Origin of the sequence: Rhizobium indigoferae (assembly GCF_034554815.1) — a bacterium.
Lineage (GTDB): Bacteria > Pseudomonadota > Alphaproteobacteria > Rhizobiales > Rhizobiaceae > Rhizobium > Rhizobium leguminosarum.
The window spans coordinates 955,060-980,814 of record NZ_CP140637.1 but is presented as its reverse complement, the minus strand read 5'-3'; the positions used below and the strand labels follow the sequence as shown (position 1 = coordinate 980,814).

The following is a 25,755-nucleotide window of genomic DNA, read 5'->3' as shown; positions in this document are numbered from 1 at the left end:
GGAATGACCGGTCGTCAAATATGGAGAACAGTGACAGCGCGGGGCGACGTCTCGGGCCGCGGCTCCCGCGGTCCAGGATTCTACTCGATGTACGCGCTCGAATCCCTCCGCAGTGACAATGTTCAAAGGCCGCCATTCCGACCAGTCGGTCATCTTAAGCTGCGCCCGCTGGTACTTGGCGTGCGCAACTTCAAAGAAATGTTGTCAGATCGGGGCAACTGGGTAGTTCATTCGACGATCCATCGCTGGGTTGTGAACTTCTAATTCTGGACCGCTTCAATAGCAGGAAGCCGGCCGTGACCGATAAATGGCATGCGGACGAAGCTTACATTAAGGTTCGCGTCAATAGCGGCGGCAATATCGTTGGCGATTGGCTTTTCGATCAGCACCGGCACTCTGGCGGCAACGGCTTCGAGACCGTTGGCGACATGGACCTGGTTCGGCGTCGCGATGATGACGCCCTCGGGGCGATCCGTCTCGATCATTGCCGCAAAGCTCGGAAACCATTTGGCACCGTATTCCTGCGCGATCTGCTGCCCGAGCAGCATTGGATCAACGACGGCCAAAAGTTCAGCCCGCGCTCGGCAAGCACGTGCTGGATATGTCGCTTGCCGATCAGGCCGGCGCCAAGCACCCCGAGCTTTACTTTCCGGTCCATGTCGAAAACCCTCGCCGTCACTTCTTCCCGGCAGACGTGATCAGGCTTGCCACCCGGCGGATTGCAAGCTGATAGCCTTCAGTTCCAAGCCCAGCGATCACGCCATCGGCGCGGTGCGAGACGAAGGAGTGATGGCGGAAGGCTTCGCGCTTGTGGACGTTGGAAATATGCACCTCAATGACCGGCTGCTCGAAGGTATTGAGCGCATCGAGAATGGCGACCGAGGTGTGTGTGAAGGCGGCTGGATTGATGACGATGGCGGCCGCGTCCTCGCGCGCTTCGTGGATCCAGTCGATGATTTCGTATTCACGATTGCTCTGATGAAAGCGGATGTCGTGACCGAGTTCAGAGGCGAGCCGGCGGCAATCGGCTTCGACATCGGCGAGCGTGTCGTGACCGTAGATATGCGGCTGGCGCTTGCCGAGCAGATTGAGGTTCGGGCCGTTGAGAACGTAGATCAGGCTCATTCTTCTTCCTTTCGATTTCCCGGAATGGTCACGGCAGTGTGGTCTCGTGGATCGCAAAATCGGGATCCGATTGGATGAGATCGGCTCGCAGGGCGCAGCGTCCTTCGTCCAGGGCCGGACGCGCGATGTTGGCGGCGGCGTCATAAACCCTTTGCAAGATTTGTCGCTTCTCGTCGGCCGGGCGGCCGGGGGCGATGCGCAGGATGATCTGCACGAACTGATTAGCTGGGTCCTCATCGGCGACAAGCGAATACGTCGCCTCGCGGGCAAAGGTGCGCACGGCATTCGGCCTGACCGCGCCGCTGTCACGCACGCTGCGATGAACGGCCTTCACCAGCGCTGGCATGTCGATGCGGCTTCCGGCTCCCTCGCTGTATTCGATGACGATGTGCGGCATCCTGTCCCTCCTTCGCCAGCCCGGATCAGGAGGCGGCTTTGCACAGTTCGGTAAAGTGAGCGCTCATGCGTTCGGCGTCGGGCTCGATACCGCTGAAGAGCTTGAAGGCGGCAGCCGCCTGAAACACCATCATTCCGCCACCGGGCAACGTGCGGCAGCCAAGACGGGTGGCAAGCCCCAGAAGCTCGGTTACCAGCGGCATGTAGACGATGTCGGCGACCCAATGGCGGGGTTCCAGCCAGCTCTCTTCGATCGGCAGACCCGGATGGCTTTTCATGCCCGTCGGCGTCGCATGGATGAGGCCGTCTGCGCTCCACATCGCTTCGCCGACGTCGGTGATCGCGAAGGCCCGTTCAGCGGAAAAGCGGCTGTTCAGATCGTCCGCCAGCTTGCTGGCGCGTGCATTATCCTGATCGAAAATAGCGAGATGCTCGATATCAAGTTTCATCGCGGCATGAGCAACGGCCACGCCGGCACCGCCGGCACCTAAAAGGACAGCCCGATGTCGCGGGACGTCAGGAAGGCCGCGCCGGAAATTTTCAAAGAAACCGTACCAGTCCGTGTTGTGGCCGGTGCGTTTTCCATTCTCGAACACGACAGTGTTGACCGCGCCGAGCATGCGGGCGTCGTCGGAAAGATCCGTGAGGTACTCAATAACCGTCTGCTTGCAGGGGTGGGTGATGTTGCTGCCGGCAAAGCCACGCGCTTCCTCTTCCGCGAGGAGATCAGGCAGGGCGGTGGCGGGAAGGCCGCGCGCGGCAAGGTCGAGGAGTTCATAGCGATAGTCGAGCCGCTGGAGCGCGCCTTCGCGCTCGTGCAGGGCAGGGGATTTCGACATCTGGATATCCGCGCCGATCAGTCCCACCAACACAGCGCGTGTCGTCGTTTCGTTTGAAACCGTCATGTGCGGATCGCCTCAGTGATGGGCCAGGATTTCGCCGAGAAAGGCCTGAGTGCGCGGATGCGACGGATTGCGGAAGAATGTTTCCGGCGGCGCTTCCTCGACGATCTCGCCGGAGGCCATGAAGATCACCCGGTCGGCCACCTGTCGGGCAAAGCCCATTTCGTGGGTAACGCAGATCATCGTCATGCCGTCTCTGGCCAGACCGATCATCGTGTCGAGGACTTCCTTGACCATCTCAGGGTCAAGCGCGCTGGTCGGCTCGTCGAAGAGCATGGCTTTTGGTTCCATGCACAGCGCACGCGCAATGGCAACGCGTTGCTGCTGTCCGCCGGACAGCTGCGCCGGGTATTTGTCGGCTTGGTCGAGAATGCGGACGCGCTCGAGATATCTGCGGGCGATTTTCACGGCATCAGCTCTATTTGTACCGCGCACCCGCATGGGGGCGAGTGTACAGTTTTCCAGAATGGTCATGTGTGGAAACAGGTTGAAGCTCTGGAACACCATGCCGACTTCGCGCCGGACGGCGTCGATCGACTTGCCGCTGTCATCCAGCATTGTGTCCTCGACCATGATCGTGCCTTTCTCGATCTTCTCGAGCGCATTGACGCAACGGATCAGCGTGGACTTGCCGGAGCCGGAAGGTCCGCAGAGTACGATCTTCTCGCCCTTGCGAACCGTAAGGTTGATGTTCTTCAACGCATGGAATGCGCCGTACCATTTATCCACGGCTGCCATGGAAAGAAGCGGGCTTCGAGTGTCAGCGGCGTGCGGCACGGTGATCTCCTGCGTAGAACGTGTATCAGTTGATGGTGAAGGGGATGTTCGGAATGGATTCCGGGAACTTCGGAACGTCCACCTTCATCCACTTCGCGTAGACCTTGGCGTGCTCGCCATTCGCCATGATCTTGTCGAGGAAGGCGTTGACGGTTTCATTCCAGTCCTTCTCGCCAAGTCGTGTTCCGACGCCATTGAATGTGGTGAGGAAATCGATCTTTCGTTCATATGTGCCGGCACTGGCCGCTTCCAGACGGTCGAGGTAGAACTGGTTGCCGCCGACCGCCTGCACCTGGCCGGAAAGCAACGCCTGGATGGAGGCGGCATCATCGTCGAAACGCCGGACGGTCGCCGTATCGCCGACAGCGGTGGTCACCGCCTTATCCTGCGAGCTTGACTTTGGAACGCCGATCTCCAGGCCTGCGAGATCGCCGATTTCGGCCATCTTCTTGTCCTTCGGTCCATAAAGTGAAATTGTATTTCCCGCATACGGCTTGCTGTACTGGATCGACTTGGCCCGTTCCTCCGTCATTGCCATGGTGGCAAACAGGATATCGACCTTGCCAGTGACAAGCGCCGGGATGCGGTTGGCGACCGCGAGCGGTGCGAATTCGACTTCGACGCCCAGTTCCTTGGCGAAAAGCTTGGCGATGTCGGCATCGAAGCCGTCCTGAACGCCGCTCGAATTGACGAAGCCCCAGGGTGCGTTGTCGCCCTGAATGCCGACGACGATCTTACCCTTGGCCTTGACCTCCTCGACCGTTGCGGCTTGGGCAGACACCGGCGACAGCCATGGGGCCATCATCAGGGCTGCGGCTGCGAACAGAATTCCACGGCGCTGCAGGCCGGTCTTGAAGCTGCTGATCATTACCTTCTCCTCCTTGGTTGATAGAGCTTGTGCGTTCGTTGGATTGCCAACTTATCGAGCGGCCTTGGCCATTCGATTTTCGAGCCGGGCCCCATAGAGAGAAAGGGGCCAGCAAATGATGAAGTAGATCGCGCCGACGATGCCGAAGACCAGCAGCGGCCTATAGGTCTGGTTCGAGACGATCTGTCCGGCGCGGGCGAGCTCGATGAAGCCGACGATGGCGGCAAGCGACGTGCCCTTGATGAGCTGGACGAGGAAACCGACGGTTGCCGGCAGCGAGACTTTGAGCGCCTGGGGAAGGACCACGTCCTTTATCCGCGAAACATAATGAAGGCCCAGCGCATTGGCGGCCTCCGTCTGGCCTTTCGGGATTGCCTGGATGCCGCCGCGCCAGATTTCGCCCAGAAACGCGCTGGCATGCAACGTGAAGGCGATGGCGACGGCCGCCCAGGCCTCGATGCTGAAGCCGAGGAGGGCGATGCCGTAATAGACGACAAACAGCTGCATCAGCAGGGGCGTGCCCTGGAAGACGGAGATATAGCCAGCCGCCGTTTTCCGCAGCGCCGAACGATCAGATGTCCTGGCAAGCGCGATGATGAGCCCGAATATTCCACCGCCGATGAACCCGATCGCGGATAGAAGCAATGTCCACTTCAGGCCGTGCAGCAGGAAAAGCATTTCGTTTTGGCCGATAACACCCATTGTCCTGCTCCTCACCGCACCGGATAGCTGAAGAAACGCCGCGAGATCAGCGCAAACAGCCCCATCATCATCCAGGAGATAACGAGGTACATGAGCGTGATCGTGAAATAGACCTCGAAGCTGCGGAACGTATCGGACTCGATGATCTGTGCGACGGAAGTCAGTTCATAGGCTGCGATCGACGTGCAGACCGATGTCGTCAGCGTCAGCATGATGAATTGGCTGGTCAACGAGGGGTAAATTGCTCGAAGCGCCGGTTTCAAAACGATCAGGCGAAACACCTGCGCCTTGTGCAGGCCGAGTGCGAGGCCGGCTTCGACCTGACCCTTGTGAATGCTGTCGACACCGCCACGAATGATTTCGATCGCATAGGCACCGCCATTGATGGCCAGCGCGATGATCGCCGTGACCGTAGGGTTGAGGCGAATGCCCATCATCGGTAGGGCGAAGAAGATGAAGAAGATCTGCACCAGGAACGGGGTATTGCGGACCACTTCGACGAAGGCGATGACGGCCGAGCGCAAGGGACGGATATTCGATGTTCGGGCCGCGACCCCGATGACGCCGATCACCAGCGCCAGCGACATGCCGGCCAGTGCCAAGCCGATCGTTGCCAGAGCCGCCATCAGCAGGTCGGGTATCTTTTCGAAGACAACGCTGAAATCCAGCACGTAATTCATGACAATATCTCTCTCCCGCCGACGGGCTCCTCTGCCTGTCTTCGTGTGTGGTATCCGTTTTGCGCTGTGCTTCTGGTTAGCCGGTCAACGCTCGGGCGGCATCATGAAGGTGACGCAAATGCCTCTCCGGCGCCTGGCTGGAATGGATGGGCACCTCCACCGAGACCGCAGCGCCTGTGGGCAGCACTCTCATCAGGCTCGCGACGGGAAGCTCACCTAGCCCCGGTGCGAAGCGTCCGGTTCGAGCCTCGCTGACTTTTTGATCCGCCGTTATCGGTGCGGGTCCGCGGGCGTCGCAGAGCTGAATACTCCTGATCATGCCTTGGGGGGCGGCAGAGACATCGTTGGCTTGGCCGCCATTGCGGAAGAAATGCAGAGCATCTACTAGCGCACCGGCATTGCCCCGTTCAGAATCCTGCACGATCGACAGGCTGTCATCAAAGCTGGCGACGGTGCGCCAGCCCATGTTCTCAAGATCGACCCCCATGCCGAAGGAGGCCGCGAGGTCGCAAAGTGCCCCGAAATTGGCGACAAGGCGCTCCCGATCCGGGTCGTCGCCGCAAACACTGAGACGTCGCGCACCAAGCGCGCTTGCGGCCTCCAGCACGGACGTCAGAGCAGCGGCATCGAAGTCTGGTCCGATGACAACGAATTCGATGTCGTAGAGCGAGATCCCTTCACTATCCAGACGGGCTTTGACGTCACGCGCCGCGTTGCTTCCGGTCGGCAGCTCATAATAGGGAGCGCCGGGAAATGCCGGATGAAGGCGCAGGCCAACCGACGAAAAGCCGGCTGCTGCGGCAAGCGACACAAATTTCGCCGGCTCGACGTCAATCGCTGAAAAATGCGCGACCCCCAGCGACAACGCAGAAGTGTTGGCTGACATGAATTCCTCCCGGGTCTCCATTCAGGCGATCCCCTTTTCAGCGAGATGCTTTCGAAGATTTGTGCCGGTGCGATGAATGTGTTCGCGCAGCCTGTCGCAGGCATAGTCCATGTCCCGTGCCACGGTCCCTTGCGCGATTTCGCTATGTTCAACGCTGACATTGCGGTCGCCGGATGTGCGGGTCAGAAAAGTGCGCCGATAGCGGTCGTTCAGGTTGAGCATGGTTTTGCAGAAACTGAGAAGCAGCGGTTTGCGGCAGCCCGAAATCAATGTGAGATGGAACTCCCGGTGGACGGCTTCCCATTGCTCAAGCGTTTCGGGTTTGGAGGCATCCCGTTCCGTGCGGTTCAGGCGGTGCAGCGCGCGCATGACATTGCCCTCCCAATCGACATCGCCGACGCGCATGGATTCCCGCAACGCATAGGTTTCGAATTCCTCGCGCAAACTGGTAATCTCTTCGAGGTTCGATAGCGATACGGGCGAGACGCGGTAGCCGCGATTGTCTTCGAACTCGACCAATCCGTCCGATATCAGACGTGCCAACGCCTCGCGCAAAGGGCTGAGGCTGACGTTGAAGCTCTGTTTTGCCCGCTCGAGATTGATCTTGCTGCCTGCTTCGAGCTGGCCGGAAATGATCGCTTCGCGCAGCTGCGAAACAAGTTGGCTGGCGATCGTGTTCTTGCCGTCATCCAAAAACGAGGGGGGCGTTACCGCCTCCGCGCCGCTTTCCATATTCAGGCTTCCAGGCCCTGATCGCAATTGACACCTCCCAGATGGCTCCGCCACGGCTTCAGATGGTGGACTTCATTATCGACGATCGATATAATAAACGATTATTTGTGTCAAACGATTTGAGGGAAAACTCTTTCATTTCTCTCACGGGAAATCCAAGCGTCCAATTTATTTAACAAAAGCAATCAGCTAATAGCCAATCTGGCGCCGCCCTGGTGGTTTTTGGAAAAATTGCTGACGGCGCAGCCAACTGTCCGCTTGACAAATAATCGATTATTCAAGAAAACGTCTCAGCCGCAGGGAGGTGCGAAATGGTGATACGGACCCAACAGGATGTGACGGCCGCGGTTTTGAAGGTCATGGAGCAGACCAGCGACGATCGTCTTCGGGAGATACTGACGGCGCTTGTGAAGCATCTGCATGCCTTCGTCCGGGAGGTCCGCCTGACGGAGCCGGAATTTCGCGAGGCAACAGCCGTCCTCAACGAAATCGGCCAATTGCAGACGGACAGCCATAACGAGTTCGTCCTGATGTCGGGGTCTCTGGGTGTTTCAACACTCGTTTGCCTGCTCAACAATGGCGATCAGGGTCAGACAGAAACGTCCCAGTCGTTGCTTGGCCCCTTCTGGCGCCTCAACTCGCCGCGCGTTGAAAACGGCGGCACCATCATCCGGTCGGATACGCCGGGTTCGCCGCTGTTCGTTCACGCGCAGGTAGTGTTGCCGGCGCCGAAGTGGATGTCTGGCACGCGTCGCCCATCGGTCTCTATGAGAATCAGGATCCTGATCAGGCCGAGATGAATCTGCGGGGCAAATTCACGACGGATGCGGAGGGCCGCTTCTGGTTCAGCACGGTGAAGATGGTGGGCTATCCGATCCCGGTGGACGGTGTCGTCGGCCGCCTTTTGAAGGCGCAGGGACGCCACCCCTATCGCCCGGCGCACCTGCACGCGCTGATCTTCAAGCAAGGTTACAAGACGCTTATTTCGCAGGTTTTCGACCCGAGCGATCCGAATATCGATTCCGACGTGCAGTTCGGGGTGACGTCCGCGCTGACGGGCAATTTTGTGCAGCATGACGAACCGCATCCGGACGATCTGAGCGTCGATATTCCCTGGTTTTCCCTGGAATACACATACGTGATGGAGCCCGGCGAGGCGGTCCTGCCGCGCGCGCCAATCAAATAAATAAACGGGAGAACCACATCCATGTTGACCGATGAAGAACGCCGCGCTGCGGCACAGTCATTGTTGACCGCCGAGGAAAGCCGGGTGCCGATCCCGCAGCTCAGCAAGACCTATCCACACATCGAAATCGAGGACGCCTATCGCATCCAGGATCTTTGGGCGGAAGGCAGGGTTGCCAAGGGCGCGCGCGTCGCGGGCCACAAGATCGGTCTGACGTCGCGCGCCATGCAGATGGCATCGAAGATGACCGAGCCGGATTATGGGCGCATCCTGGATGATGCTCTGTTCAATGATGGTGCCCAGATCAGGGCCGACCTTTTCATCAAGCCGCGGCTCGAGGTCGAGTTGGCTTTCATCATGGGCGAAGATCTTCAAGGCCCAAATGCGCGCATCTATGACGTCATGCGCGCCACTGAATTCATCGTTCCGGCACTCGAAATCATCGATTACAGAACAGAGGTCCCCCGCGCCATCACCGATACGATCGCCGACAATGCCGCCTTCGGCGCCATCGTCGTCGGCGGTCGCGTGATACGTCCGATGGACGTCGACATCCGGTGGATCGGGGCAACGCTCTCCAAGAATGGGATCATTGAGGAGTCCGGCGTTTCGGCGGCCGTCATGGGACATCCCGCGGCAGGGATCGCGTGGCTCGTCAACAAGCTCCATGCGGTTGGCGGCAAGCTGGAGAAGGGGCAGATCGTGCTGGCGGGTTCTTTCACGCGGCCTGTCGATATCACGGCGGGAGACGTCATCCACGCGGACTATGGCCCGGTCGGCGCGATCGGCGTCGCTTTTGGATAGGTAAAAACATGAATCTTCCGGAAAATCGCTTTAAGCGGGCGCTGCGCGCAAATAGGCAGCAGATCGGTCTCTGGTGCAGCCTGCCGGGCAGCTATGCCGCAGAGATCGTGGCGCCTTCGGGCTTCGACTGGCTGCTGTTCGACACCGAACACTCGCCGGGCGATGTGCTGACCGTCTTGCCGCAATTGCAGGCGGTCGCGGCCTACGACGTCTCGGCGATCGTGCGACCTGCCAGCAATGACGCGGTGCTGATCAAGCGGTACCTCGATGTCGGCGCGCAGACGCTGCTCATTCCCTACGTGCAGAACCGGGAGGAAGCGGAAGACGCGGTTTCCGCGATGCGCTATCCTCCGGCCGGCATTCGCGGGGTTTCCGGGCTGACGCGGGCGACGCGTTTTGGGCGTGTCGCGGGCTATGCCAGGCGGGCAGAAGAAGAACTTTGTCTTCTGGTGCAGCTGGAAACTCAAGCGGCGCTGGGTGAACTCGAGGCTATTGCCGCCGTTGATGGCGTCGATGGTGTTTTCATCGGCCCGGCGGATCTCGCCGCCAGCCTCGGTCACCCTGGAGAGCCGGGTCATCCCGAAGTCGTTGCCGCCGTCGAGGATGCGATCAGACGTCTTTCGGCGCTCGGCAAGCCGGCTGGCATCCTGACGCCGGACACCGCCTTTGCTGCCCACTGCATTGAACTCGGAACGACTTTTACCGCGGTCGGTATCGACGCCGGCCTTCTCGCACGCGGAACCGAGGCTCTGGCAGCCAAGTTCAAGACACGCTGACCAGCGGGATCGCGTTCTATTCGGCAGAGGATCGAAAACATGACCGACGAAATTGCACGTTCGCGCGCCGAACTGATACCGAAGGGCTACCTGCGTGCGGCGGTCAACCTTGCGAACATTGCCTTGGTGGGAGGCGATCCGGCGACTGGCAAATTTGAAGGCGTCAGCGTTGAACTGGCCCGGGATCTTTCCATGCGTCTCGGTTGTCGTGTCGAATTTATTGCGTATCCTTCGGCCGCCAAAATCCTGGAGAAGGTCGATCAGGACGAGTGGGACATCGCCTTCCTGGCCGCCGATCCGGCGCGCGAAGACAGGCTACTATTTTCGCCTGCCTATGCGTTGATCGAGGGCACGCTTGTGGTTCGTGAGGCAGCACCGTATCGCACCTTTCAAGACGTCGACGCGGAGGGGGTGGAAATTTGCGTCACCCGTAACGCTGCCTATGATCTCTATTTGGCCAGACGTCTCGCTCACGCCAAAATTATTCACTCCTCTACGCCGGGGGAAGGCCTTGAGCTGCTTGCCGAAGGCAAACACCACGCAGCGGCGGGCGTGCGGCAAGCGCTTGAGCGCTTCGCGGCGGAGCGAAACGGTTTCCGTATCTTGGCGGAGCCGTTCCTGATTATCAGGCAAACGATCGCTGTGAGCTGTTCGCGCCATGTAGCAGGTCGCTTGGTGCGAGAATTTGTCGAGGAGGCTCGTCAACAAGGCTTTTCGGAAAATGTCGTTCGCCATGCACAAAGCATTGGCGTTGCTTTGGCAAAGCAGTAGCGTTCATAAATGGGCGTTAGACGCCGAAGTGCGTTCTATCAAGCACTTAAACCATGTGGGTAAGGCATCGCCGGGTTCAGATCCCTTCGAGGCGGGCGACTCTAATCGTCAGGGATCGATGCGAGCCTCGTGTCGAGGAGTAATCCGTTTCCAGCGTGACACGCCTCTGAAGCGCCCGGCGCGTCACTGGCCGGGCGCTTCCTGCTAGGTATTGGCCTTCATAGCCTCCACCAGTTCGTCGTAAACGCGGATGCCTCTGTTAAAATTGCGGGCGGCTGCCGTCATGAGTTCCGCGACCGCCGCCGGATCCTTCGCTATACCGCGTTGGCGCGCGATCGTCTTGACAACATCGACGCATATGCGGAGGTCTTCCTTCGAAAGATGGCTCGTCAACTGTCGCTCCAAGGAGGTGTCCGCCCCATTCGTGGCGGGCACGCTTCTTAGTAGTCCATGCCGGCGCCAGCGGGCAGGGCAGGGCCAGCTTCCTTTTTGGGCTTCTCAGCGATCATGGCCTCGGTCGTCACCAGCAGACCGGCAACGGATGCAGCATCCTGAAGCGCCGTGCGCACCACCTTGGCAGGGTCAATGACCCCCTGCTCATAAAGGTCGCCGTACTCGCCGGTCTGAGCGTTCCAGCCAAAGGACAGCTCGCTTTTCTCGCGCAGCTTGCCGACAATGACCGAGCCTTCCGCGCCGGCGTTTTCGGCGATCTGGCGGACCGGCGCCTCGACCGCGCGGCGAACGATGTCGATCCCGACACGCTGGTCGTCGTTGGCCGTGGGAATGCCATCGAGCGCCTTGACGGCGCGCAGCAGCGCTACGCCGCCGCCCGGCAGAATGCCTTCCTCAACCGCCGCGCGGGTTGCATGAAGCGCGTCGTCGACGCGGTCCTTCTTCTCCTTCACCTCGACCTCCGTCGAGCCGCCGACGCGGATGACCGCAACACCGCCAGCGAGCTTGGCAAGGCGCTCCTGCAGTTTCTCGCGGTCGTAGTCGGAGGTGGTTTCTTCGATCTGCGCGCGGATCTGGGCAACGCGGCCGTCAATCTCGGCCTTGGAGCCGACACCATCGATGACAGTGGTATTCTCCTTCTCGATCGCCACCTTCTTGGCCCGACCCAGCATGTTCAACGTGACATTTTCCAGCTTGATGCCGAGGTCTTCGGAGATAACCGTGCCGCCCGTCAGGATGGCGATGTCTTCGAGCATGGCCTTGCGGCGATCGCCGAAGCCCGGAGCCTTGACGGCGGCGATCTTCAGGCCGCCGCGCAGCTTGTTGACAACGAGCGTTGCCAGGGCCTCGCCCTCGACGTCTTCGGCGATGATGAGCAGCGGCTTGCCGGACTGGACGACGGCTTCGAGCACCGGCAGCATCGATTGCAGGTTCGAGAGCTTCTTCTCGTGGATGAGGATATAGGGGTCTTCGAACTCGACCCGCATCCTGTCCTGGTTGGTGACGAAGTAGGGGGAGAGATAGCCGCGATCGAACTGCATGCCTTCGACGACTTCGAGTTCGGTTTCGGCGGTCTTGGCTTCCTCGACGGTGATGACGCCCTCGTTACCGACCTTCTCCATCGCTTCCGCCAAAAAACGGCCGATTTCCTCGTCGCCATTGGCGGAGATCGTGCCGACCTGGGCGATTTCGGAATTGTTGGAAATCTTGCGCGCGTTGGTCTTCAGCTCCTTGACGACCGCGTCGACGGCGATGTCGATGCCGCGTTTCAGGTCCATCGGGTTCATCCCCGAGGCCACAGCCTTGGCGCCCTCCTTGACGATCGCCTGGGCCAGCACCGTTGCGGTGGTGGTGCCGTCGCCGGCAAGGTCGTTGGTCTTCGACGCCACTTCGCGCAGCATCTGGGCGCCCATGTTCTCGAACTTGTCTTCCAGCTCGATTTCCTTGGCGACCGAGACTCCATCTTTGGTGATGCGCGGCGCACCGAAAGACTTGTCGATCACGACGTTCCGGCCCTTCGGACCGAGCGTCACTCTCACCGCATTGGCAAGGACATCGACCCCACGCAGCATGCGTTCGCGGGCATCGGTGTTGAATTTGACTTCTTTCGCAGCCATTTTTTCACTCCTTCTTTAGGCAGCTTGGTTTGACTGATGGAAAGGCGCCTCAGGCGGCCTTCTTCTGCTCTGCCTGGGCTTCGATGATGCCCATGACGTCGCTTTCCTTCATGATCAGCAGGTCCTCGCCGTTGATCTTGATCTCGGTGCCGGACCATTTGCCGAACAGGATGCGGTTACCAGCCTTGACGTCGAGCGCCAGGATTTGGCCCGCGTCGTTGCGCGCGCCGGGACCAACGGCGATGACCTCGCCTTCCTGTGGCTTTTCCCTGGCGGTATCGGGAATGATAATTCCGCCTTTGGTCTTTTCTTCGGATTCGACCCGGCGGACGAGAATGCGATCATGAAGCGGTCGGAACGACATGTTTTCCTCCATTGGACAAAAAAGATGACGCAGAATCCCCGCCCGGACCGGATGACCGGTCCGGGCGGGTGCGAACCTCGAACGAGCATTCGCGGGCAAAATTTATTTTCGAGTTTTTTTGATTTCAAGGGGGAGGACAGAAAAATTAGCAATCGCTGTCGATGGCTGCTAAGATGCTGTAAAGGAACGGTAAACTGTGTTCATGCGTTCCGAAATTCATTGATGTCCGTAAGATTTCGCGCAATGGTCATAGTGTCATGAAACGGAGATGAAACATGCAATTTTCGTCGGATCTGGAACGCCAGCTCAACGGTTATGGTCTTACCACCGCGCACATCCTCTACCGCATTCCCAATTTCGAATCTGTTCTCCAGACCTATATCTGGCAGGACTACGATCTCGCGCCGGATTTTCCCGAGATGCACAAGTTTCTGGACTTCTGGCAAACCAGCCTCGACGGACCACTCCATTCCGTCCGCTATTCCCACCAGCGCCTGATCGGTCCGAACGAATGGCGGCGTGTTAAAGGAGAATTCAAGCTGCACTGAGACTTGAATTCGATTTTTTCACTTCCTAGCTCATCAGCCGGCCGAGGCTTGATGAGCCCGGTCGCTTCGCACGTCTGGAGGAGACCGCATGGAAGACAACATCAATCTCATCAAGAACGTCAGCGTCCCTGAAAGGGAGGAGATCATAATTGATTTCGCCCGCAGGCTTGAGACGGCGTCGCGGGAGGCGTTGGTCTACGGCGAGGGACGCTTTGCAGTGCTGTCTGCGAATATGGCAGAAGCGATCCGCGTCAATGCCGACGAACTCGCTCGCGAACAGCCCGAGACGGCCGAGCGGGTGTTGCGTCAAGCCTGTGCGATGATATCGCGATTCAAGGCCGCCTATCCGCATCGGGTTCTCAGTCGGTCGGTACACTGAATGGAGTGGGGACAAGTGTCACCCAAATGAGGGCCCCAGGACCGCCACTATTTTGGTCGGTCGAGCAGCCGCCTTGCCTGGCAATAACCTGATTGGGAAAGCCTCTTTTGCGGTTGAATATCAGGGCTAAAATTTTTTCCTGATGACCTTGAACTGAAAAAAGCCAAACCCAAATCGATTGTCGCCAGCCGCTGAGGACCGGGCTGGCCTTGCTGGAAGAGCCGTCTTTCGGCGCTTCCGTATCCATGTTGCTTCAAGGAGGATATGGCTATGGCAACATCTTACGACTATGCACCCCTCTACCGCTCAAGCGTTGGCTTCGACCGGGTTTTCAATCTTCTGGAAAACGCCCAGCGCGCCCGATCGATCAGCGATTGGCCGCCCTATGACATCGTCAAGACCGGCGATGATAATTACCGAATTTCGATTGCTGTGGCAGGCTTCGCCCAGAATGATCTCGACATCACCTTCCAGTCCAATCTGCTGACGGTCACCGGCAAAAAGCAGGAGACGGCAACAGATGGCTACCTGCATCGCGGCATTGCCGGCCGTCCGTTCGAACATCGCTTCGAGCTCGCAGACCATGTCAGGGTGGATGGAGCAGACTTGAGTAATGGTCTTTTGTCGATCGATCTTGTCCGCGAAATCCCGGAAGCGCTGAAGCCTCGCAAGATACAGATCCACGCTGGCCAGGCTCTCGGCCCATCGGCTGCGCCGGCACAGATCGAAGCGCAAAAGAACGCCGCATAAAGGATATGTTTGGTGGAGGGGGCGCCACATAGGTGGCGCCCTGTAACCTTCCGGGTTGGAAAGGAGAGCGTCATGAAACCCGATATGTTCAAAGAGCCGGTATCTATTCTCGTTGGGCTCGGCTTTCCGGCTGAGATTTGCAGCGTTACCGACGCCTATCGACATCTGTGCGAGTGGCCAGTCAGGTTAAGGGACAATTCCCATGCGGCGGCCTTGAAGGCTTGCGGCGCGGCACTTCGCGGCGAGATCGAAGCGGATACCGCGCGCGGTGTGTTTGCCGCATTTGCTGCCAAACACGATCTACTGGCGCCGGAAAGCAATGCCATTGCGGCGGCGCGGTTGAGCCGGGATAGAGATCCGCAGGTGCGGTGAGGGAGTGGGTGATGCACCAGTTACTGCAGGATGCGGCCCGCGATGCGCTCGCCATGGGGCCAGCAGTCTTGGTCCAGGGAATGAAGCTCCGGCGGCCGATGGATGTGGCACAAGCAAAATGTCTTTCTGTCGACGATAAGCGAACGATCCTCGCGTCCTGGGCCTCTGATTTCTACGCTGTAGATTCGCAACCCGCCCTCCGGTATCTTCCAGGAACGCCCGGGCCAGTCTCGATAGACGAGGTGCAGCTCGCGCTGCGGGAAATCGATCGCAGGTACGGTTGCTGATAGACTGGGCTAACCTATTGCGCTTGGGTTACGAGCTCACCAGCGGCGGCTCTCCTCATCCATCTTTCGCACGAGCGCGGTTTTGCCCGCCCGGCGAGGCCCGACGATCAGGACAACCGGAGTGTCGCTAAGGGCCTCCTCTACCCGTCGCACAGGTGGGACATGCTGGCTCCAATCTCTCGAAAATTGGAACTTTCAACAATGATAATTGGAAGTCAACAGATTGTTGATTGGAGGCAGCGGAGTTGAAATCTGGAAGTGGGCCTAGCCGAGGGCGTGATGATAGAGGGAGAAAGGGGCCTGGAAAAGGTTGGCCTCATCGTTTCGGGAATTGCTGCGAGTGTTGTCTCGAAGACCGTATTCGCAAACACCGCTTTACCGCGTTCCACTCGGATCATGACGGTGGAATCTTTTGCTGACATCCTCGCTGCCGACGCCGATCTCGAAGCTATCCGCTTGTCGTCGGACACCCCGTATGGCCTTCAGGAAAAGGACATCTCGGGCACGAGAAAGTCCTATCGTCGACAGACGAAACATCCGTCGCTCGATCCCTGCTAGCGACCAGAAGCTCTCGCCTTCTTGGGGACCGAGATACCGCTTTCGCGCTCAAGTCTTTTGCGAGCCAGCTTGCGGACACGCCTGATACCCTCGGCTTTTTCACGCGCACGTTTTTCGGAGGGTTTTTCAAAACGCTCACGAAGTCTGGCCTCCCGGAAAACGCCCTCGCGCTGCAACTTCTTTTTCAAAAAACGGAGCGCTTGCTCAACGTTGTTGTCACGTACCATAACTTGCATTCTAACCTCCCAAGGTCACTGGCGCGCCCTCATTAGATCCATGCACATTGATGATCAAGACTTGGAACACAGTTTATCTAGATTCTAGATCACAACCGAACCTTACGATGTGATCGCTCCGCCGGGATTTTCCTCTGACCTGAGTTCCAATTTCCCTTCAGTTTTCGGGGATCAGGGCATGAACGCCCATTACAATCGCAGCTCCTGTCGGCGTGCCTGGCGGGTCTCATAAACCATATACTTGGATCGTTCGATACCGGCAGGCGCGGAACGTTGAAAGCGGCCGCGATAGTGGTTAGGGCTCACTCCGATCGTTCGCGCAAAGGCGCGGCGCATCGCATTGACGTCGCTAAAACCGCACATGGCGGCGATCTTCTGCAGCGGCTGGGCGGTATCCTCCAGCAGACGGCGGGCAGCGTCGGTTCGAGCCGCCGTGACGAAATCCGCTGGCGTCATGCCGAGCTCGCGGCGGAACACCCGGGCGAAATTGCGTTTGCTCATGCCGATTTTCTGCGCCAGATCATCTACAGCGAGCGAAGCGCCGAGGTTTGCCAGCACATATTCCTGCGCCTTTTGGATCAGCGTCGTTTCCGACATCTGGCCGACGAGATGGGCGCTGAACTGCGATTGTCCGCCTGGGCGCTTCATGAACATCACCATGTAGCGGGCAACGATCATCGCGACGTCGCGCCCGTGATCTTCTTCGACCAGCGAGAGCGCCAGATCGATGCCCGATGTGACGCCCGCAGCCGTTATGAGTGCGCCGTCGCGAATATAGATCGCATCGGGATCGAGATCGATTGCCGGAAAGTCCCTGGCGAACTTGCCGGCACATTCCCAATGCGTCGTTACGTTCTTTCCGTCGAGCAGCCCCGCAGCCGCCAACAGGAACACGCCGGTACAGATTGACCCGAAGCGCCGGACCGTCGGCACCCGCCGCTGCAGCCACGCGATAACCTCGGGATCGATCGTCTGGAACGACGGATCGCCAGCGACAAGCAGCGTGTCGATCGGCTCGTCCGGGTCGAAGATCGTCCGGTCGGCGAGGAACCGGAGTTTGCCCGTTCCGTTGACGGACGCCGCTCCTGTCGACATGATCTGTATGTCGTATGCATCCGTGTCGCCAAGCCTTTGGGCGGCTTCCCAGAAGACCTCGGCGGGGCCGACGATATCCAGAGACTGGACCCCGGGCGGGGAAAGAATAACAATGCGCATTGCCTTGACCCCTGTTGCGATGCGGATCCGGAAACGCCCGCATGTTCAATCCATGCAATTAGCCTGCCAGCTTACGAAAGACTGCGGCGGATCTGCCGGCTGTCGAGATGAAAATTCCGCTGTGCCGGTGCCTCGCCGGCCTCGATCCTCTGCCGGGCGGCACTGAGCAAGGCAGGGGCGTTCCGCCTGGCGAAGGCGAGGCATTCGTCCGGCGAAGGCCTGGCGCCGAGCAATGTCCGCAGCGCAAACCGGTGGACGAAACAGTGGCCGCCGTTGCCGGCGTCAAACTGCAGCGCGTCGATATCCTCGCGCCATGTCAGGTGCAACTCTTCCACCCTACGCCTCGAAACGCCGGAAGAACGTGCCCGTCAGCGATCCGAGCAGCGCCCAGAAGACGAGGCTGGTCATGGCTGCGGCGGCGATGAACTGATGTTCGAGCGCTTCCGGAGCCAGCGCATGCCGGCCCTCTGGCGCGGCTGGCGCACCGATCACATGCGGAGCCGCGATCAGCACGATGGCAGCGACCGCCGTCCAGGGCTTCCTGTGAAAGGCGATCAGGGCGAGGCCGCAAGCCGTCGCAGCCGCCGTCGCTATCCACCAGACCTGCCGGTCGGCAAGCGGCGCGGATGGCGTGCCCGGCAGTTCGGGCGGCAATCCCAGCAACGGCGCGATCATCACGCAGGAAAAACCCGCCAGCCCCCACATCAGCCCTTCGCGCCAGCCGAGCGCCTTGCCGCGCATCGAGATCAGCCCGGTCAGCGCCAGCGCATAGCCGATGGCAGTGAGAATATTGGCGGCCAGCGTGAAGGCCGTCCGCTCGACGCCGTCGGCCGGCTCCCAACCTTCCTCTTCATGGTCATGAGCGGCCATCGCCGCATGATCGTGTCCGGCGGGAACAGCGGCTGCGGCGCCTGCTGCCGGCAGTGCCTCACCCGCTTTCTCGTAGACTTCAGCCTTGGCGATGAGCTGGCTCGTGCCGAAGAACTGGACGGCCGTGACAGCGGTCCCGACGATGCTGCCGACGAGCACCGCGGTGAAGACGATCGAGCGAAACAGCGACATTGTCATTCTCCTCTCAGTGGCACGGAAACGCGTTGGCGTGGCGCGTGTCATGCGCAGCATTGTGGACGATTTCGATATGCGAGAAGCCGACAAAGCCGACGATCATGAGGCCAAGGCAGGCGGCAATCGCCGACTGAAGCAGCCTCGTGGCGGAAGCGGTGGCAACAGGTGCCGAGGATGAGACCATATAGGGCGTGGACATCGGAAAACCTTTCGACATGGCGCCTTTGGCGCCGATAACATGTTGACTGAAGGGCCAGCGCATAACCCCGAAAATCGGAATCGATTTCGGAAAGGATCATGCGCCAATTCAAAGTGATAGAACGTCCTTGGCGCGTCCTGCGGGACGCGCGGCGCTCTATGCTGATCAGGCCGCGAAGGCGGCCTTGATCTCGTCTGCGTCGATGACGCCGGATTTCGCCACGGCCTTTTCGAGGGCGGCCAGGAACTGGTCATAATAATTCCAGGAGGATCGATCGACTGGATGGGCCGCTTCCCAGGCGCTGATCGCGCTGATCAGCTCGTCGCGGAAGTCGTCCCATTCGAAGAAGCCGTCCTTGGCGAGCGCAAGCGCCATGCCGAAGGCCTTTCGCTCCCACTCGCTGCCGAAGCAGAGCGAGCCGTTCGCCCGCGGCGGGTTGTCGGTGCTGCCCATCATCTCGGTGACGGCGAAATGCTCGAATTGCGTCAGCATGTCTCCTCCTCACGCTGCCCTGGCGACGGCGACACCCATCATCGCTTCGGGCGTGACCAGGGCCTCGAGTTCCGCTTCGGAAAGCCCGTCCGTGCCGGCCGGGCGTTCCGGCACGACGAACCAGCGGATCTGGGCGCTGGAATCCCAGACCTTGATCTGGACCGCATCGGGAACCGCCAGCCCGAACTCCATCAGTACGGCGCGCGGCTCGCGGGCGGCACGGCTGCGGAAGGTCGGGTCCTTGTACCAGTAGGGCGGCAGGCCGAGCACCGGCCACGGATAGCAGGAGCAAAGCGTGCAGATGATGAGGTTATGGACATGGGGGGCGTTGGCCACCGCGCGCATGTGTTCGCCCTCGGCGCCCGCCATGCCCTCGGGCAACTGAAGTTCGGCGATGGCCTTCGGCGTGTCGGCGACGAGCCTGTCCTTGAACGCCGGGTCGACCCAGGCGCGCGCGACGATCTTGGCGCCGTTGAACGGCCCCATCTTTGTCTCGAAGAAATCGAGGACTGTATCGACGGTTTTGTCGGTGATCACGCCCTTTTTGATCAGCAGGGCTTCCAGGGCTTTGACGCGGGCGGCGCTGTAGGCTTCCCGGTCCTGGCGATAGTGAAAACGGTCCATCATTGTTGTGGCTCCTTGACTGGAATGGCGGCGACTGGTGTGCGTCTCAGGCGGCCTTGGAGGCTTCGGCGGCTTCCGGTGCCTCGACATAGCGGGCGTAGAGATCGGCATAGAGGCTGAAATTCTTCTCGGCATTATCGGGCCAGAGGTCACTCGGTTCGAAGCGAACGCAGTAGACCGGCATCGCCGCGCCGACGCCGTCGGGGCCGGTGTCGCAGAGATAGGTGTAAGCCCCGTCATAGACGGTCTCGATCGTTCCGAACTTGTTGCGGAGGAAACCGGGCAGCCTCGTATGCTCGACGGTCGGCACATCGCGGATCGCCACCGTATCGCCGACCTTGAATTCGAAGGTCACGCCGACGTTGCGCTTGGGGCTGTCGCCCTCGACTAGATATTGCACGACGCGCCGGTCGATCGCCTCATCGCCGGCCTCGTGCAGCGGCTTCGACGGCTCGTTGTAAAATTCCTCCGTCAGCGCATCGAGCTCTTCTGCCGTGATATAGCCGTTGTCGATGAAGTATCCCGATATTCCGCCGAGCCACTTCTCGTAATAGCGGAACCTGAAATAATCGAACGGATTGAGGGACTCCGCCCCTTTCCTGAGGTCCGCCCAGGTCCAGATTGTCTTGAACGTCGATGGCGTCTCGGGAAGCGGAAGCTGCGGTGAAAGCGCCATCATCGCCGTATGGATGCCGAAGATCCTGGTTTCCCAGACTTCGACGAAAACGCGCGTTTCGGTGCTCACAGGCCCCAGCCCCTCAAGGCCGCCAAGATAATGCTGAAGTTTCATGGGATCGTTCCTTTATGGTGAATGGTGACGATGACGTTCAGGCGGTCGCGGATTTCTTGCCGGCCAGAAACTGGGTTCCGATTTCCGAGAGCAGGCCGAAGACGCCACCGAGCAGCATCGCGGCCATGGCGACGAGGGTCGGATGATTGAGACCTGAGGTGACGATCGTCGTGTCCGTCGCCGCGCTGGTGCCGACGAGAGAAGCGAAGCCGAAGACGATCGCCGGCGGAAAGTTCAAGATCGGGATGGCCGAGGCCAGGATCATTGCTGAGGTGCCGGCGCCGACCAGGATCGCCGCAAAGATCGGGTGGGCAGGGCCATACTGGATGATCAGCAGCGTGATCGAGGCGATGCCGATGCCGGTCCAGTTGGAAACGATCGATTTGACCAGCCCCTGGTTTCCGCCGCCGCAGGCGAAGAACGACGCCCAGGCGATGAAGGTGACCCACACGGGAACGGGAAATATCGTCGCGGTGATATAGGTGTCGATGGCGCCGAGTACACCGAGGCTGATCATTGCGGCAACGAGCGGGGGCATGGGTCTGTCTCCTTGTTGAGGGGTTGGGCGGATGCGCATCAAGATGCCAGCGCGCGCTGCTGGCTGAGGCAGCTCATGAAGCCGTCTCGAAGCATCGCGTCGTCGAGGTTCCTGCCGATGAAGACGATTTCGTTGAGCCGCTTTTCGGAAGGCCCCCAGGCCTTTCCGGGGCGTCCTTCAAGCGTCATATGCACGCCGTGAAAGACATAGCGGCGTTGCTCGCCGTGGAGATTCAGCACGCCCTTCATGCGGAAGAGGTTCGTGCCGATCTCCTGAGCCAGGCGATTGAGCCAGACGTTCAGCGCCGCCGGATCGAGCGGGCCGAAGTGCTGGATCGCCACGCAACCGATGCTCTGGTCGTGCTCGTGTTCATGGTCCTTGAGAATATCGGGGTCGATAGACAGGATGTTCTTGAGGTCGAAGGCGCCGACGTCGAGCACCGCGGAGAGCTCGACCTTGCAATCCCTCGTCCGGATGATCCGGGCAAGCGGATTGATCCCGCGCAGTTGCTGCTCGGTGGCGGCAAGGTCCTCGGCGCTCTCCAGGTCGATCTTGTTGAGCAGCAGCACGTCGGCAAAGCTGATCTGCTCCCTCGCTTCGTCCTGGGAGAGCTGTTGCTTCATATGGCGGGCATCGACGACGGTCACGATCGCATCAAGCTGCAGCCGCCTGGCGAGCGTTTCGTCGAGCAGGAAAGACTGGATGACCGGCGCCGGATCGGCAAGACCCGAAGTCTCGATGATGATGCGGTCGATTGGCCGTCCGGAGCGCAGCAGTTCGCCGATCGCGGCGATGAGATCGCCCCTGACAGTGCAGCAGATGCAGCCATTGTTCAGCTCGATGACCTCATCCGTCGTCGGCACCACGAGCTTTCCATCGATGCCGACCTCCCCATATTCGTTGACGATCACCGCTACGCTCTCGTTTTCGATTGAGGTGAGCAGGTGATTGAGAAGCGTGGTCTTGCCGGTCCCGAGAAACCCGGTCAGAATTGTCGTCGCAAGCTTTGCCATGGCCTCATCCCCTTGCCGGAGCACGCCTCCGCCGTCTCGGCCAAATGACCGGGCTGAAAAGGCGGCTCCGCTGCTGTTTGCTGGTCTGATTCCGCCGGATGCGTCGATCAGACGAGGAGAATTACACTTGCAATACCGTCACGGGGCAAGAGACCTGATGTTTCATATTCGGCCAAATAAACCGCAAATTCTGCCAAAATGATGAGCTTTTTGATTTTTGATTAAAAACTGATCATACCGTCTAATTATTGATCTCATTGCCCTTTTCCCGATCATTGACAGGATGGGCATGAAAAACAGTCTGGTTTGCGCAGCTTTGGCGAGGGACGCCATGCGCAAGTTGGCTTTTCGAGGGCATTCTGTTGTCGCCGGCGAAAGTGGTGCCGCTAGGGGTGGTCGGGTGACAGCGGATGGGCACCGAGCCGTTGACGATTGCTTCGCTTTCCTGGAGGTTCTGGCGGGGAATTGGGCCGGCGCTGAGCCTGCCACATTCGCTAAACTCCATAAAGCCAGTCAGCCCAGCGGCTCGATGAACAGAACTCGAGCGGTCGGGATATGGGTTCTGAATGGTGCCCCCTAAGGGCTTGACGGAGCGGCATTTCTCACAATAGCTTAGCCCTATTCACCAGGGGGGTCCCGCCAAGGGGCTGAGATACTGCTGGTCGGATCGGCTTTGGCCGCCCGAGGCGCAGTGACCCGTTGAACCTGATCCAGTTCATACTGGCGTAGGGACGGTGCGGGCGCTGCGGCAGCGAGGGCGGGTATCCGTCCTTCGGAATCCACGGCGTTTTTTCATCATTCCAACACTGGAACTGGGTCTCCAAACGTCAAAACTTGGAGCCTCGAACCATGAATATTGCAGCCACCAAACTCACTCCGGTCGTCACCACAGGTCCGCTTCCCGCCTCCGCGAAAGTCCTGAAAGCAGGCACCATTCATCCGGATATCCGCGTACCGATGCGTCAGATCGCACTGCATCCGACCTCTGGCGAACCGCCAGTCACTGTCTACGATTCTTCCGGTCCCTACACCGCAGAAGGTGCTGAAATCCGCATCGATGCAGGCCTGCCACGCCTGCGCGAAAGCTGGGTTCTTGCTCGCGGTGATGTTGAATCCTACGGGGGCCGCATCGTCAGGCCGGAGGATAACGGCTTTGTTTCAGGCGACCGGCTGACGCCGGAATTCCCCGTTCGCAGCCAGCCTTTCAAGGCGAAGGCGGGGAGGGCCGTTACCCAGCTCGCTTATGCGCGGGCCGGCATCGTCACGCCGGAAATGGAATTCATCGCCATTCGCGAAAACCTCGGCCGACAGGCGGCCAAGGAAGCTCTCATCCGCGACGGAAAAAGTTTTGGCGCCCATATCCCGAATTTCGTGACACCGGATTTCGTCCGTCGGGAAGTCGCGGAAGGCCGAGCGATCATTCCCGCCAATATCAACCATCCAGAATCCGAACCGATGATCATCGGCCGTAACTTCCTGGTAAAGATCAATGCCAATATCGGCAATTCGGCTGTTACCTCGTCCATGGCGGAAGAAGTGGAGAAGATGGTCTGGGCGATCCGCTGGGGTGCCGACACCGTCATGGACCTGTCGACGGGCCGAAACATCCACAATATCCGCGAATGGATCATCCGCAATTCGCCGGTGCCGATCGGTACCGTGCCGCTCTACCAGGCACTCGAAAAGGTGAACGGCATTGCCGAGAACCTCACCTGGGAGGTCTATCGCGATACGCTGATCGAGCAAGCCGAACAGGGGGTCGACTACTTCACCATCCATGCCGGCATGCGGCTCGCCTATATCCCGCTGACCGTCAATCGCGTCACCGGCATCGTTTCCCGCGGCGGCTCGATCATGGCCAAGTGGTGTCTGCACCACCACAGGGAGAGTTTTCTCTACGAGCATTTCGAGGAGATCTGCGACATCTGCCGCGCTTACGACGTTTCCTTCTCGCTCGGTGATGGCCTGCGCCCGGGATCGATCGCTGATGCCAACGATGCGGCGCAGTTCGCAGAACTGGAAACGCTCGGCGAGTTAACCAAAATCGCCTGGGCGAAGGATTGCCAGGTGATGATCGAAGGCCCCGGCCATGTGCCGATGCACAAGATCAAGGAAAACATGGACAAGCAGCTCGCGGTCTGCGGCGAGGCGCCCTTTTATACGCTCGGACCGCTAACCACCGATATCGCGCCGGGCTATGACCACATCACGTCCGGCATCGGGGCTGCGATGATCGGCTGGTTCGGCACCGCCATGCTCTGCTACGTGACGCCCAAGGAACATCTCGGCCTTCCCGATCGCAACGACGTCAAGGTGGGCGTCATCACCTATAAGATCGCGGCGCATGCCGCCGATCTCGCCAAGGGCCATCCGGCGGCGGGGGTGCGCGACGATGCGCTGTCGCGCGCCCGTTTCGAGTTCCGATGGGAGGATCAGTTCAACCTCTCGCTCGATCCGGAAACCGCCCGTTCCTTCCACGACGAAACGCTGCCGAAGGAGGCGCATAAGGTGGCGCATTTCTGCTCCATGTGCGGCCCGAAATTCTGCTCGATGCGGATTTCGCACGATATCCGCGCCGAAGCGCAGAGGGAGGGGTTGCAAGCCATGGCCGCCAAATATCGCGATGGCGGCGATCTTTACATGCCGGTCGAAAACCTTCCGAGTAACGCATAGTGGCTGCGTTTGTCGTCAAAGGGGCCGGCGTTGCCGGCCTGGCGGCGGCCCATGAACTTGTCAAGCGGGGCTTTTCGGTTGAGGTGATCGAGAAGGCCGGCGCGGCGGGGCTTGGCGCCTCGCATTTTGCTGGAGGAATGCTCGCGCCCTATTGCGAACGGGAAGCGGCCGAAGAGATTGTCCTGACATTGGGCCTGGGCGCGGCTGGATGGTGGGAGGAGGCCGTGCCCGGCGAGGTTCGTCGCCGCGGTACTCTGGTCGTGGCGCAGCCGCGCGACCTTCCCGATCTCGCCCGGTTTGCCGCGCGCACGACCGGTCATGTCCTGATCGATCGCAAGGGCGTAGCCGACCTGGAACCTGCCCTTGCCGGCCGCTTCGAAAAGGCTCTTTTCTTCGAGCAGGAAGCTCATCTCGATCCACGGCGCGCACTGGCCGGGCTAGCCGACAGACTCCGCGAGCGCGGCGTGGTCTTCCATTTCGGCGGACACGAGCCGCAGGACCGGCGATTTGCCGGCGTGCTCGACTGCACCGGGCCAGCGGCGATACCGCGACTTTCCGGCTTGCGCGGCGTGCGAGGCGAAATGCTCTATCTGGAAACTGCGGATGTGACGCTTTCCAGGCCGGTCAGGATGCTGCATCCACGCCATCCGATCTATATCGTGCCCCGCGACGATCACCGTTTCATGGTCGGGGCGACGATGATCGAGGCCGAAGATGACGGACCGATTGCCGCGCGTTCGCTCATGGAATTCCTGAACGCGGCCTATACGCTGCATCCGGCGTTTGGCGAGGCACGCGTTATCGAGACCGGGACTGGCATACGTCCGGCGTTTGCCAACAACATTCCGCAAGTAATCGAAACGGAGGAGGGGCTCGCCATCGCCGGTATGCATCGGCATGGCTTCCTGCTGGCGCCCGCCATGGCTGTGCGGGCCGCCGATATTCTCCTCGTGCGACATTCACGTCTGAAAGGCTAAC

The 25,755-nt window shown here is 59.9% G+C and carries 34 protein-coding genes, 4 pseudogenes and 1 riboswitch; of the genes and pseudogenes, 13 read left to right on the top strand and 25 right to left on the bottom strand.

Features of this window, described 5'->3' with window-relative positions:
- Positions 1-118: 118 nt before the first annotated feature.
- Positions 119-392: pseudogene (locus U5G49_RS31210) on the top strand (IS6 family transposase); the annotation flags it as partial.
- Here U5G49_RS31210 and U5G49_RS31205 read toward each other — a convergent pair.
- The 10 genes and pseudogenes from U5G49_RS31205 to U5G49_RS31160 all read right to left on the bottom strand — a co-directional run.
- Positions 354-658 (bottom strand): annotated as a pseudogene (locus U5G49_RS31205) (Gfo/Idh/MocA family protein); the annotation flags it as partial. The pseudogenes U5G49_RS31210 and U5G49_RS31205 overlap by 39 nt on opposite strands.
- A 17-nt stretch (positions 659-675) precedes the next feature.
- Complete coding sequence (gene aroQ, locus U5G49_RS31200) at positions 676-1,125, bottom strand: type II 3-dehydroquinate dehydratase (RefSeq protein WP_193445371.1); 450 nt, start codon at positions 1,123-1,125, stop codon at positions 676-678.
- Between the two features lie 28 nt (positions 1,126-1,153).
- Positions 1,154-1,522: a 5-carboxymethyl-2-hydroxymuconate Delta-isomerase gene (locus tag U5G49_RS31195; protein ID WP_193445370.1), complete on the bottom strand. Its 369-nt coding sequence runs from the start codon at positions 1,520-1,522 to the stop codon at positions 1,154-1,156.
- A 25-nt stretch (positions 1,523-1,547) separates the two neighbouring features.
- Positions 1,548-2,426 carry a shikimate dehydrogenase gene (locus U5G49_RS31190; RefSeq protein WP_193445369.1) on the bottom strand — a complete coding sequence of 293 codons (879 nt, stop codon included), beginning with the start codon at positions 2,424-2,426 and terminating at the stop codon, positions 1,548-1,550.
- A gap of 12 nt (positions 2,427-2,438) precedes the next feature.
- On the bottom strand, positions 2,439-3,161 hold the full coding sequence (locus U5G49_RS31185; RefSeq protein ID WP_193445421.1) for an amino acid ABC transporter ATP-binding protein: 723 nt from the start codon (positions 3,159-3,161) through the stop codon (positions 2,439-2,441).
- A 64-nt stretch (positions 3,162-3,225) separates the two neighbouring features.
- Positions 3,226-4,068 (bottom strand): transporter substrate-binding domain-containing protein, encoded by an 843-nt coding sequence (locus tag U5G49_RS31180; RefSeq protein ID WP_193445368.1) that lies wholly within the window; start codon positions 4,066-4,068, stop codon positions 3,226-3,228.
- 51 nt (positions 4,069-4,119) lie between these two features.
- The gene (locus U5G49_RS31175) at positions 4,120-4,770 is read right to left on the bottom strand and encodes an amino acid ABC transporter permease (protein WP_113544038.1); all 651 of its coding nucleotides are present in this window, start codon (positions 4,768-4,770) and stop codon (positions 4,120-4,122) included.
- 11 nt (positions 4,771-4,781) lie between these two features.
- Entirely contained in the window at positions 4,782-5,450 is a 669-nt protein-coding gene (locus U5G49_RS31170; RefSeq protein ID WP_193445367.1) for an amino acid ABC transporter permease, read from the bottom strand.
- A gap of 76 nt (positions 5,451-5,526) precedes the next feature.
- Positions 5,527-6,357, bottom strand: a complete 831-nt coding sequence (locus tag U5G49_RS31165; protein ID WP_193445366.1) for a sugar phosphate isomerase/epimerase family protein — start codon at positions 6,355-6,357, stop codon at positions 5,527-5,529.
- A complete protein-coding gene (locus tag U5G49_RS31160; RefSeq protein ID WP_193445365.1) occupies positions 6,358-7,068 on the bottom strand; it encodes a GntR family transcriptional regulator in 711 nt (236 codons plus the stop codon).
- Between the two features lie 311 nt (positions 7,069-7,379).
- Here U5G49_RS31160 and U5G49_RS31155 point away from each other — a divergent pair.
- The 4 genes and pseudogenes from U5G49_RS31155 to U5G49_RS31140 all read left to right on the top strand — a co-directional run bounded on the left by U5G49_RS31155 (position 7,380) and on the right by U5G49_RS31140 (position 10,605).
- Positions 7,380-8,254, top strand: a pseudogene (locus U5G49_RS31155) (dioxygenase family protein).
- Between the two features lie 21 nt (positions 8,255-8,275).
- On the top strand, positions 8,276-9,058 hold the full coding sequence (hpaH, locus tag U5G49_RS31150) for a 2-oxo-hept-4-ene-1,7-dioate hydratase (protein WP_193445364.1): 783 nt from the start codon (positions 8,276-8,278) through the stop codon (positions 9,056-9,058).
- A gap of 8 nt (positions 9,059-9,066) precedes the next feature.
- Positions 9,067-9,834: a 4-hydroxy-2-oxoheptanedioate aldolase gene (gene hpaI, locus U5G49_RS31145; protein WP_193445363.1), complete on the top strand. Its 768-nt coding sequence runs from the start codon at positions 9,067-9,069 to the stop codon at positions 9,832-9,834.
- A 39-nt stretch (positions 9,835-9,873) separates the two neighbouring features.
- Positions 9,874-10,605: a transporter substrate-binding domain-containing protein gene (locus U5G49_RS31140; RefSeq protein WP_193445362.1), complete on the top strand. Its 732-nt coding sequence runs from the start codon at positions 9,874-9,876 to the stop codon at positions 10,603-10,605.
- Positions 10,606-10,809: 204 nt separating this feature from the next.
- Here U5G49_RS31140 and U5G49_RS31135 read toward each other — a convergent pair whose 3' ends face one another.
- Genes U5G49_RS31135 through U5G49_RS31125 form a run of 3 tightly spaced genes read right to left on the bottom strand, consistent with a single transcriptional unit; the run spans position 10,810 to position 13,038 of the window.
- Complete coding sequence (locus tag U5G49_RS31135) at positions 10,810-10,998, bottom strand: hypothetical protein (RefSeq protein ID WP_193445361.1); 189 nt, start codon at positions 10,996-10,998, stop codon at positions 10,810-10,812.
- 47 nt (positions 10,999-11,045) lie between these two features.
- Complete coding sequence (groL, locus tag U5G49_RS31130; RefSeq protein WP_193445360.1) at positions 11,046-12,674, bottom strand: chaperonin GroEL; 1,629 nt, start codon at positions 12,672-12,674, stop codon at positions 11,046-11,048.
- Between the two features lie 49 nt (positions 12,675-12,723).
- The gene (locus U5G49_RS31125; protein WP_193445359.1) at positions 12,724-13,038 is read right to left on the bottom strand and encodes a co-chaperone GroES; all 315 of its coding nucleotides are present in this window, start codon (positions 13,036-13,038) and stop codon (positions 12,724-12,726) included.
- Positions 13,039-13,313: 275 nt separating this feature from the next.
- On the opposite strand from U5G49_RS31125, the gene U5G49_RS31120 reads away from it, so the two are divergent.
- Both U5G49_RS31120 and U5G49_RS31115 read left to right on the top strand, forming a co-directional pair.
- The gene (locus tag U5G49_RS31120; protein WP_193445358.1) at positions 13,314-13,586 is read left to right on the top strand and encodes an usg protein; all 273 of its coding nucleotides are present in this window, start codon (positions 13,314-13,316) and stop codon (positions 13,584-13,586) included.
- 88 nt (positions 13,587-13,674) lie between these two features.
- On the top strand, positions 13,675-13,965 hold the full coding sequence (locus U5G49_RS31115; protein ID WP_193445357.1) for a hypothetical protein: 291 nt from the start codon (positions 13,675-13,677) through the stop codon (positions 13,963-13,965).
- Here the strand turns inward: U5G49_RS31115 and U5G49_RS31110 are convergent.
- Positions 13,946-14,212, bottom strand: a complete 267-nt coding sequence (locus U5G49_RS31110) for a hypothetical protein (RefSeq protein ID WP_193445356.1) — start codon at positions 14,210-14,212, stop codon at positions 13,946-13,948. The genes U5G49_RS31115 and U5G49_RS31110 overlap by 20 nt on opposite strands.
- 23 nt (positions 14,213-14,235) lie before the next feature.
- Here U5G49_RS31110 and U5G49_RS31105 point away from each other — a divergent pair, with 23 nt between their 5' ends.
- The 3 genes from U5G49_RS31105 to U5G49_RS31095 all read left to right on the top strand — a co-directional run bounded on the left by U5G49_RS31105 (position 14,236) and on the right by U5G49_RS31095 (position 15,374).
- Positions 14,236-14,715: an Hsp20 family protein gene (locus tag U5G49_RS31105; protein WP_193445355.1), complete on the top strand. Its 480-nt coding sequence runs from the start codon at positions 14,236-14,238 to the stop codon at positions 14,713-14,715.
- Positions 14,716-14,787: 72 nt separating this feature from the next.
- Entirely contained in the window at positions 14,788-15,087 is a 300-nt protein-coding gene (locus U5G49_RS31100) for a DUF982 domain-containing protein (protein WP_193445354.1), read from the top strand.
- An 11-nt stretch (positions 15,088-15,098) separates the two neighbouring features.
- Positions 15,099-15,374, top strand: a complete 276-nt coding sequence (locus tag U5G49_RS31095; protein ID WP_246289212.1) for a hypothetical protein — start codon at positions 15,099-15,101, stop codon at positions 15,372-15,374.
- A 39-nt stretch (positions 15,375-15,413) separates the two neighbouring features.
- Here the strand turns inward: U5G49_RS31095 and U5G49_RS37345 are convergent.
- Positions 15,414-15,527 (bottom strand): annotated as a pseudogene (locus U5G49_RS37345) (AAA family ATPase); the annotation flags it as partial.
- A 249-nt stretch (positions 15,528-15,776) separates the two neighbouring features.
- On the opposite strand from U5G49_RS37345, the gene U5G49_RS31090 reads away from it, so the two are divergent.
- Positions 15,777-15,932, top strand: coding sequence for a hypothetical protein (locus tag U5G49_RS31090; RefSeq protein ID WP_193445353.1), 156 nt, complete (start codon positions 15,777-15,779; stop codon positions 15,930-15,932).
- On the opposite strand, the gene rpsU is transcribed toward U5G49_RS31090, so the two are convergent.
- The 10 genes from rpsU to U5G49_RS31040 all read right to left on the bottom strand — a co-directional run bounded on the left by rpsU (position 15,929) and on the right by U5G49_RS31040 (position 22,104).
- Positions 15,929-16,168, bottom strand: coding sequence for a 30S ribosomal protein S21 (gene rpsU, locus U5G49_RS31085; RefSeq protein WP_193445352.1), 240 nt, complete (start codon positions 16,166-16,168; stop codon positions 15,929-15,931). The two genes, U5G49_RS31090 and rpsU, sit on opposite strands and share 4 nt — an antisense overlap.
- Before the next feature lie 189 nt (positions 16,169-16,357).
- Positions 16,358-17,383, bottom strand: a complete 1,026-nt coding sequence (locus tag U5G49_RS31080) for a GlxA family transcriptional regulator (protein WP_193445351.1) — start codon at positions 17,381-17,383, stop codon at positions 16,358-16,360.
- A gap of 71 nt (positions 17,384-17,454) precedes the next feature.
- Positions 17,455-17,718 carry a hypothetical protein gene (locus U5G49_RS31075; RefSeq protein ID WP_042954725.1) on the bottom strand — a complete coding sequence of 88 codons (264 nt, stop codon included), beginning with the start codon at positions 17,716-17,718 and terminating at the stop codon, positions 17,455-17,457.
- 1 nt (position 17,719) lies between these two features.
- Positions 17,720-18,445, bottom strand: a complete 726-nt coding sequence (locus U5G49_RS31070; protein WP_193445350.1) for a CbtA family protein — start codon at positions 18,443-18,445, stop codon at positions 17,720-17,722.
- Between the two features lie 13 nt (positions 18,446-18,458).
- Positions 18,459-18,647, bottom strand: a complete 189-nt coding sequence (locus tag U5G49_RS31065; protein ID WP_246289209.1) for a CbtB domain-containing protein — start codon at positions 18,645-18,647, stop codon at positions 18,459-18,461.
- 165 nt (positions 18,648-18,812) lie between these two features.
- On the bottom strand, positions 18,813-19,139 hold the full coding sequence (locus U5G49_RS31060; protein WP_193445348.1) for a nitrile hydratase accessory protein: 327 nt from the start codon (positions 19,137-19,139) through the stop codon (positions 18,813-18,815).
- A gap of 9 nt (positions 19,140-19,148) precedes the next feature.
- Entirely contained in the window at positions 19,149-19,766 is a 618-nt protein-coding gene (nthA, locus tag U5G49_RS31055; RefSeq protein WP_193445347.1) for a nitrile hydratase subunit alpha, read from the bottom strand.
- A 43-nt stretch (positions 19,767-19,809) separates the two neighbouring features.
- On the bottom strand, positions 19,810-20,553 hold the full coding sequence (nthB, locus tag U5G49_RS31050; RefSeq protein WP_193445346.1) for a nitrile hydratase subunit beta: 744 nt from the start codon (positions 20,551-20,553) through the stop codon (positions 19,810-19,812).
- A gap of 37 nt (positions 20,554-20,590) precedes the next feature.
- Positions 20,591-21,091 (bottom strand): DUF1097 domain-containing protein, encoded by a 501-nt coding sequence (locus U5G49_RS31045; protein WP_193445345.1) that lies wholly within the window; start codon positions 21,089-21,091, stop codon positions 20,591-20,593.
- Positions 21,092-21,129: 38 nt separating this feature from the next.
- Positions 21,130-22,104 (bottom strand): CobW family GTP-binding protein, encoded by a 975-nt coding sequence (locus U5G49_RS31040; RefSeq protein ID WP_193445344.1) that lies wholly within the window; start codon positions 22,102-22,104, stop codon positions 21,130-21,132.
- Positions 22,105-22,721: 617 nt separating this feature from the next.
- A riboswitch (TPP riboswitch) is annotated at positions 22,722-22,854 on the top strand.
- A 99-nt stretch (positions 22,855-22,953) separates the two neighbouring features.
- On the opposite strand from U5G49_RS31040, the gene thiC reads away from it, so the two are divergent.
- Both thiC and thiO read left to right on the top strand, forming a co-directional pair.
- Positions 22,954-24,777: a phosphomethylpyrimidine synthase ThiC gene (gene thiC, locus U5G49_RS31035; protein ID WP_193445343.1), complete on the top strand. Its 1,824-nt coding sequence runs from the start codon at positions 22,954-22,956 to the stop codon at positions 24,775-24,777.
- Positions 24,777-25,754: a glycine oxidase ThiO gene (thiO, locus tag U5G49_RS31030; RefSeq protein ID WP_193445342.1), complete on the top strand. Its 978-nt coding sequence runs from the start codon at positions 24,777-24,779 to the stop codon at positions 25,752-25,754. Before thiC ends, thiO begins: the two co-directional genes overlap by 1 nt.
- Position 25,755: the final 1 nt, after the last annotated feature.

Coding starts and splice junctions, on each gene's coding strand:
- U5G49_RS31115 (WP_193445357.1), top strand. CDS start 13,675: ATGGAAGACAACATCAATCTCATCAAGAACGTCAGCGTCCCTGAAAGG.
- U5G49_RS31110 (WP_193445356.1), bottom strand. CDS start 14,212: ATGGATACGGAAGCGCCGAAAGACGGCTCTTCCAGCAAGGCCAGCCCG.
- nthB (WP_193445346.1), bottom strand. CDS start 20,553: ATGAAACTTCAGCATTATCTTGGCGGCCTTGAGGGGCTGGGGCCTGTG.
- U5G49_RS31060 (WP_193445348.1), bottom strand. CDS start 19,139: ATGCTGACGCAATTCGAGCATTTCGCCGTCACCGAGATGATGGGCAGC.
- hpaH (WP_193445364.1), top strand. CDS start 8,276: ATGTTGACCGATGAAGAACGCCGCGCTGCGGCACAGTCATTGTTGACC.
- U5G49_RS31105 (WP_193445355.1), top strand. CDS start 14,236: ATGGCAACATCTTACGACTATGCACCCCTCTACCGCTCAAGCGTTGGC.
- rpsU (WP_193445352.1), bottom strand. CDS start 16,168: ATGCAAGTTATGGTACGTGACAACAACGTTGAGCAAGCGCTCCGTTTT.
- U5G49_RS31095 (WP_246289212.1), top strand. CDS start 15,099: ATGCACCAGTTACTGCAGGATGCGGCCCGCGATGCGCTCGCCATGGGG.
- U5G49_RS31100 (WP_193445354.1), top strand. CDS start 14,788: ATGAAACCCGATATGTTCAAAGAGCCGGTATCTATTCTCGTTGGGCTC.
- U5G49_RS31190 (WP_193445369.1), bottom strand. CDS start 2,426: ATGACGGTTTCAAACGAAACGACGACACGCGCTGTGTTGGTGGGACTG.
- U5G49_RS31045 (WP_193445345.1), bottom strand. CDS start 21,091: ATGCCCCCGCTCGTTGCCGCAATGATCAGCCTCGGTGTACTCGGCGCC.
- nthA (WP_193445347.1), bottom strand. CDS start 19,766: ATGATGGACCGTTTTCACTATCGCCAGGACCGGGAAGCCTACAGCGCC.
- U5G49_RS31125 (WP_193445359.1), bottom strand. CDS start 13,038: ATGTCGTTCCGACCGCTTCATGATCGCATTCTCGTCCGCCGGGTCGAA.
- thiC (WP_193445343.1), top strand. CDS start 22,954: ATGAATATTGCAGCCACCAAACTCACTCCGGTCGTCACCACAGGTCCG.
- U5G49_RS31120 (WP_193445358.1), top strand. CDS start 13,314: ATGCAATTTTCGTCGGATCTGGAACGCCAGCTCAACGGTTATGGTCTT.
- groL (WP_193445360.1), bottom strand. CDS start 12,674: ATGGCTGCGAAAGAAGTCAAATTCAACACCGATGCCCGCGAACGCATG.
- U5G49_RS31175 (WP_113544038.1), bottom strand. CDS start 4,770: ATGGGTGTTATCGGCCAAAACGAAATGCTTTTCCTGCTGCACGGCCTG.
- U5G49_RS31160 (WP_193445365.1), bottom strand. CDS start 7,068: ATGGAAAGCGGCGCGGAGGCGGTAACGCCCCCCTCGTTTTTGGATGAC.
- U5G49_RS31070 (WP_193445350.1), bottom strand. CDS start 18,445: ATGTCGCTGTTTCGCTCGATCGTCTTCACCGCGGTGCTCGTCGGCAGC.
- U5G49_RS31140 (WP_193445362.1), top strand. CDS start 9,874: ATGACCGACGAAATTGCACGTTCGCGCGCCGAACTGATACCGAAGGGC.
- U5G49_RS31065 (WP_246289209.1), bottom strand. CDS start 18,647: ATGTCCACGCCCTATATGGTCTCATCCTCGGCACCTGTTGCCACCGCT.
- U5G49_RS31080 (WP_193445351.1), bottom strand. CDS start 17,383: ATGCGCATTGTTATTCTTTCCCCGCCCGGGGTCCAGTCTCTGGATATC.
- U5G49_RS31170 (WP_193445367.1), bottom strand. CDS start 5,450: ATGAATTACGTGCTGGATTTCAGCGTTGTCTTCGAAAAGATACCCGAC.
- U5G49_RS31185 (WP_193445421.1), bottom strand. CDS start 3,161: ATGGCAGCCGTGGATAAATGGTACGGCGCATTCCATGCGTTGAAGAAC.
- aroQ (WP_193445371.1), bottom strand. CDS start 1,125: ATGAGCCTGATCTACGTTCTCAACGGCCCGAACCTCAATCTGCTCGGC.
- U5G49_RS31165 (WP_193445366.1), bottom strand. CDS start 6,357: ATGGAGACCCGGGAGGAATTCATGTCAGCCAACACTTCTGCGTTGTCG.
- hpaI (WP_193445363.1), top strand. CDS start 9,067: ATGAATCTTCCGGAAAATCGCTTTAAGCGGGCGCTGCGCGCAAATAGG.
- U5G49_RS31040 (WP_193445344.1), bottom strand. CDS start 22,104: ATGGCAAAGCTTGCGACGACAATTCTGACCGGGTTTCTCGGGACCGGC.
- U5G49_RS31195 (WP_193445370.1), bottom strand. CDS start 1,522: ATGCCGCACATCGTCATCGAATACAGCGAGGGAGCCGGAAGCCGCATC.
- U5G49_RS31180 (WP_193445368.1), bottom strand. CDS start 4,068: ATGATCAGCAGCTTCAAGACCGGCCTGCAGCGCCGTGGAATTCTGTTC.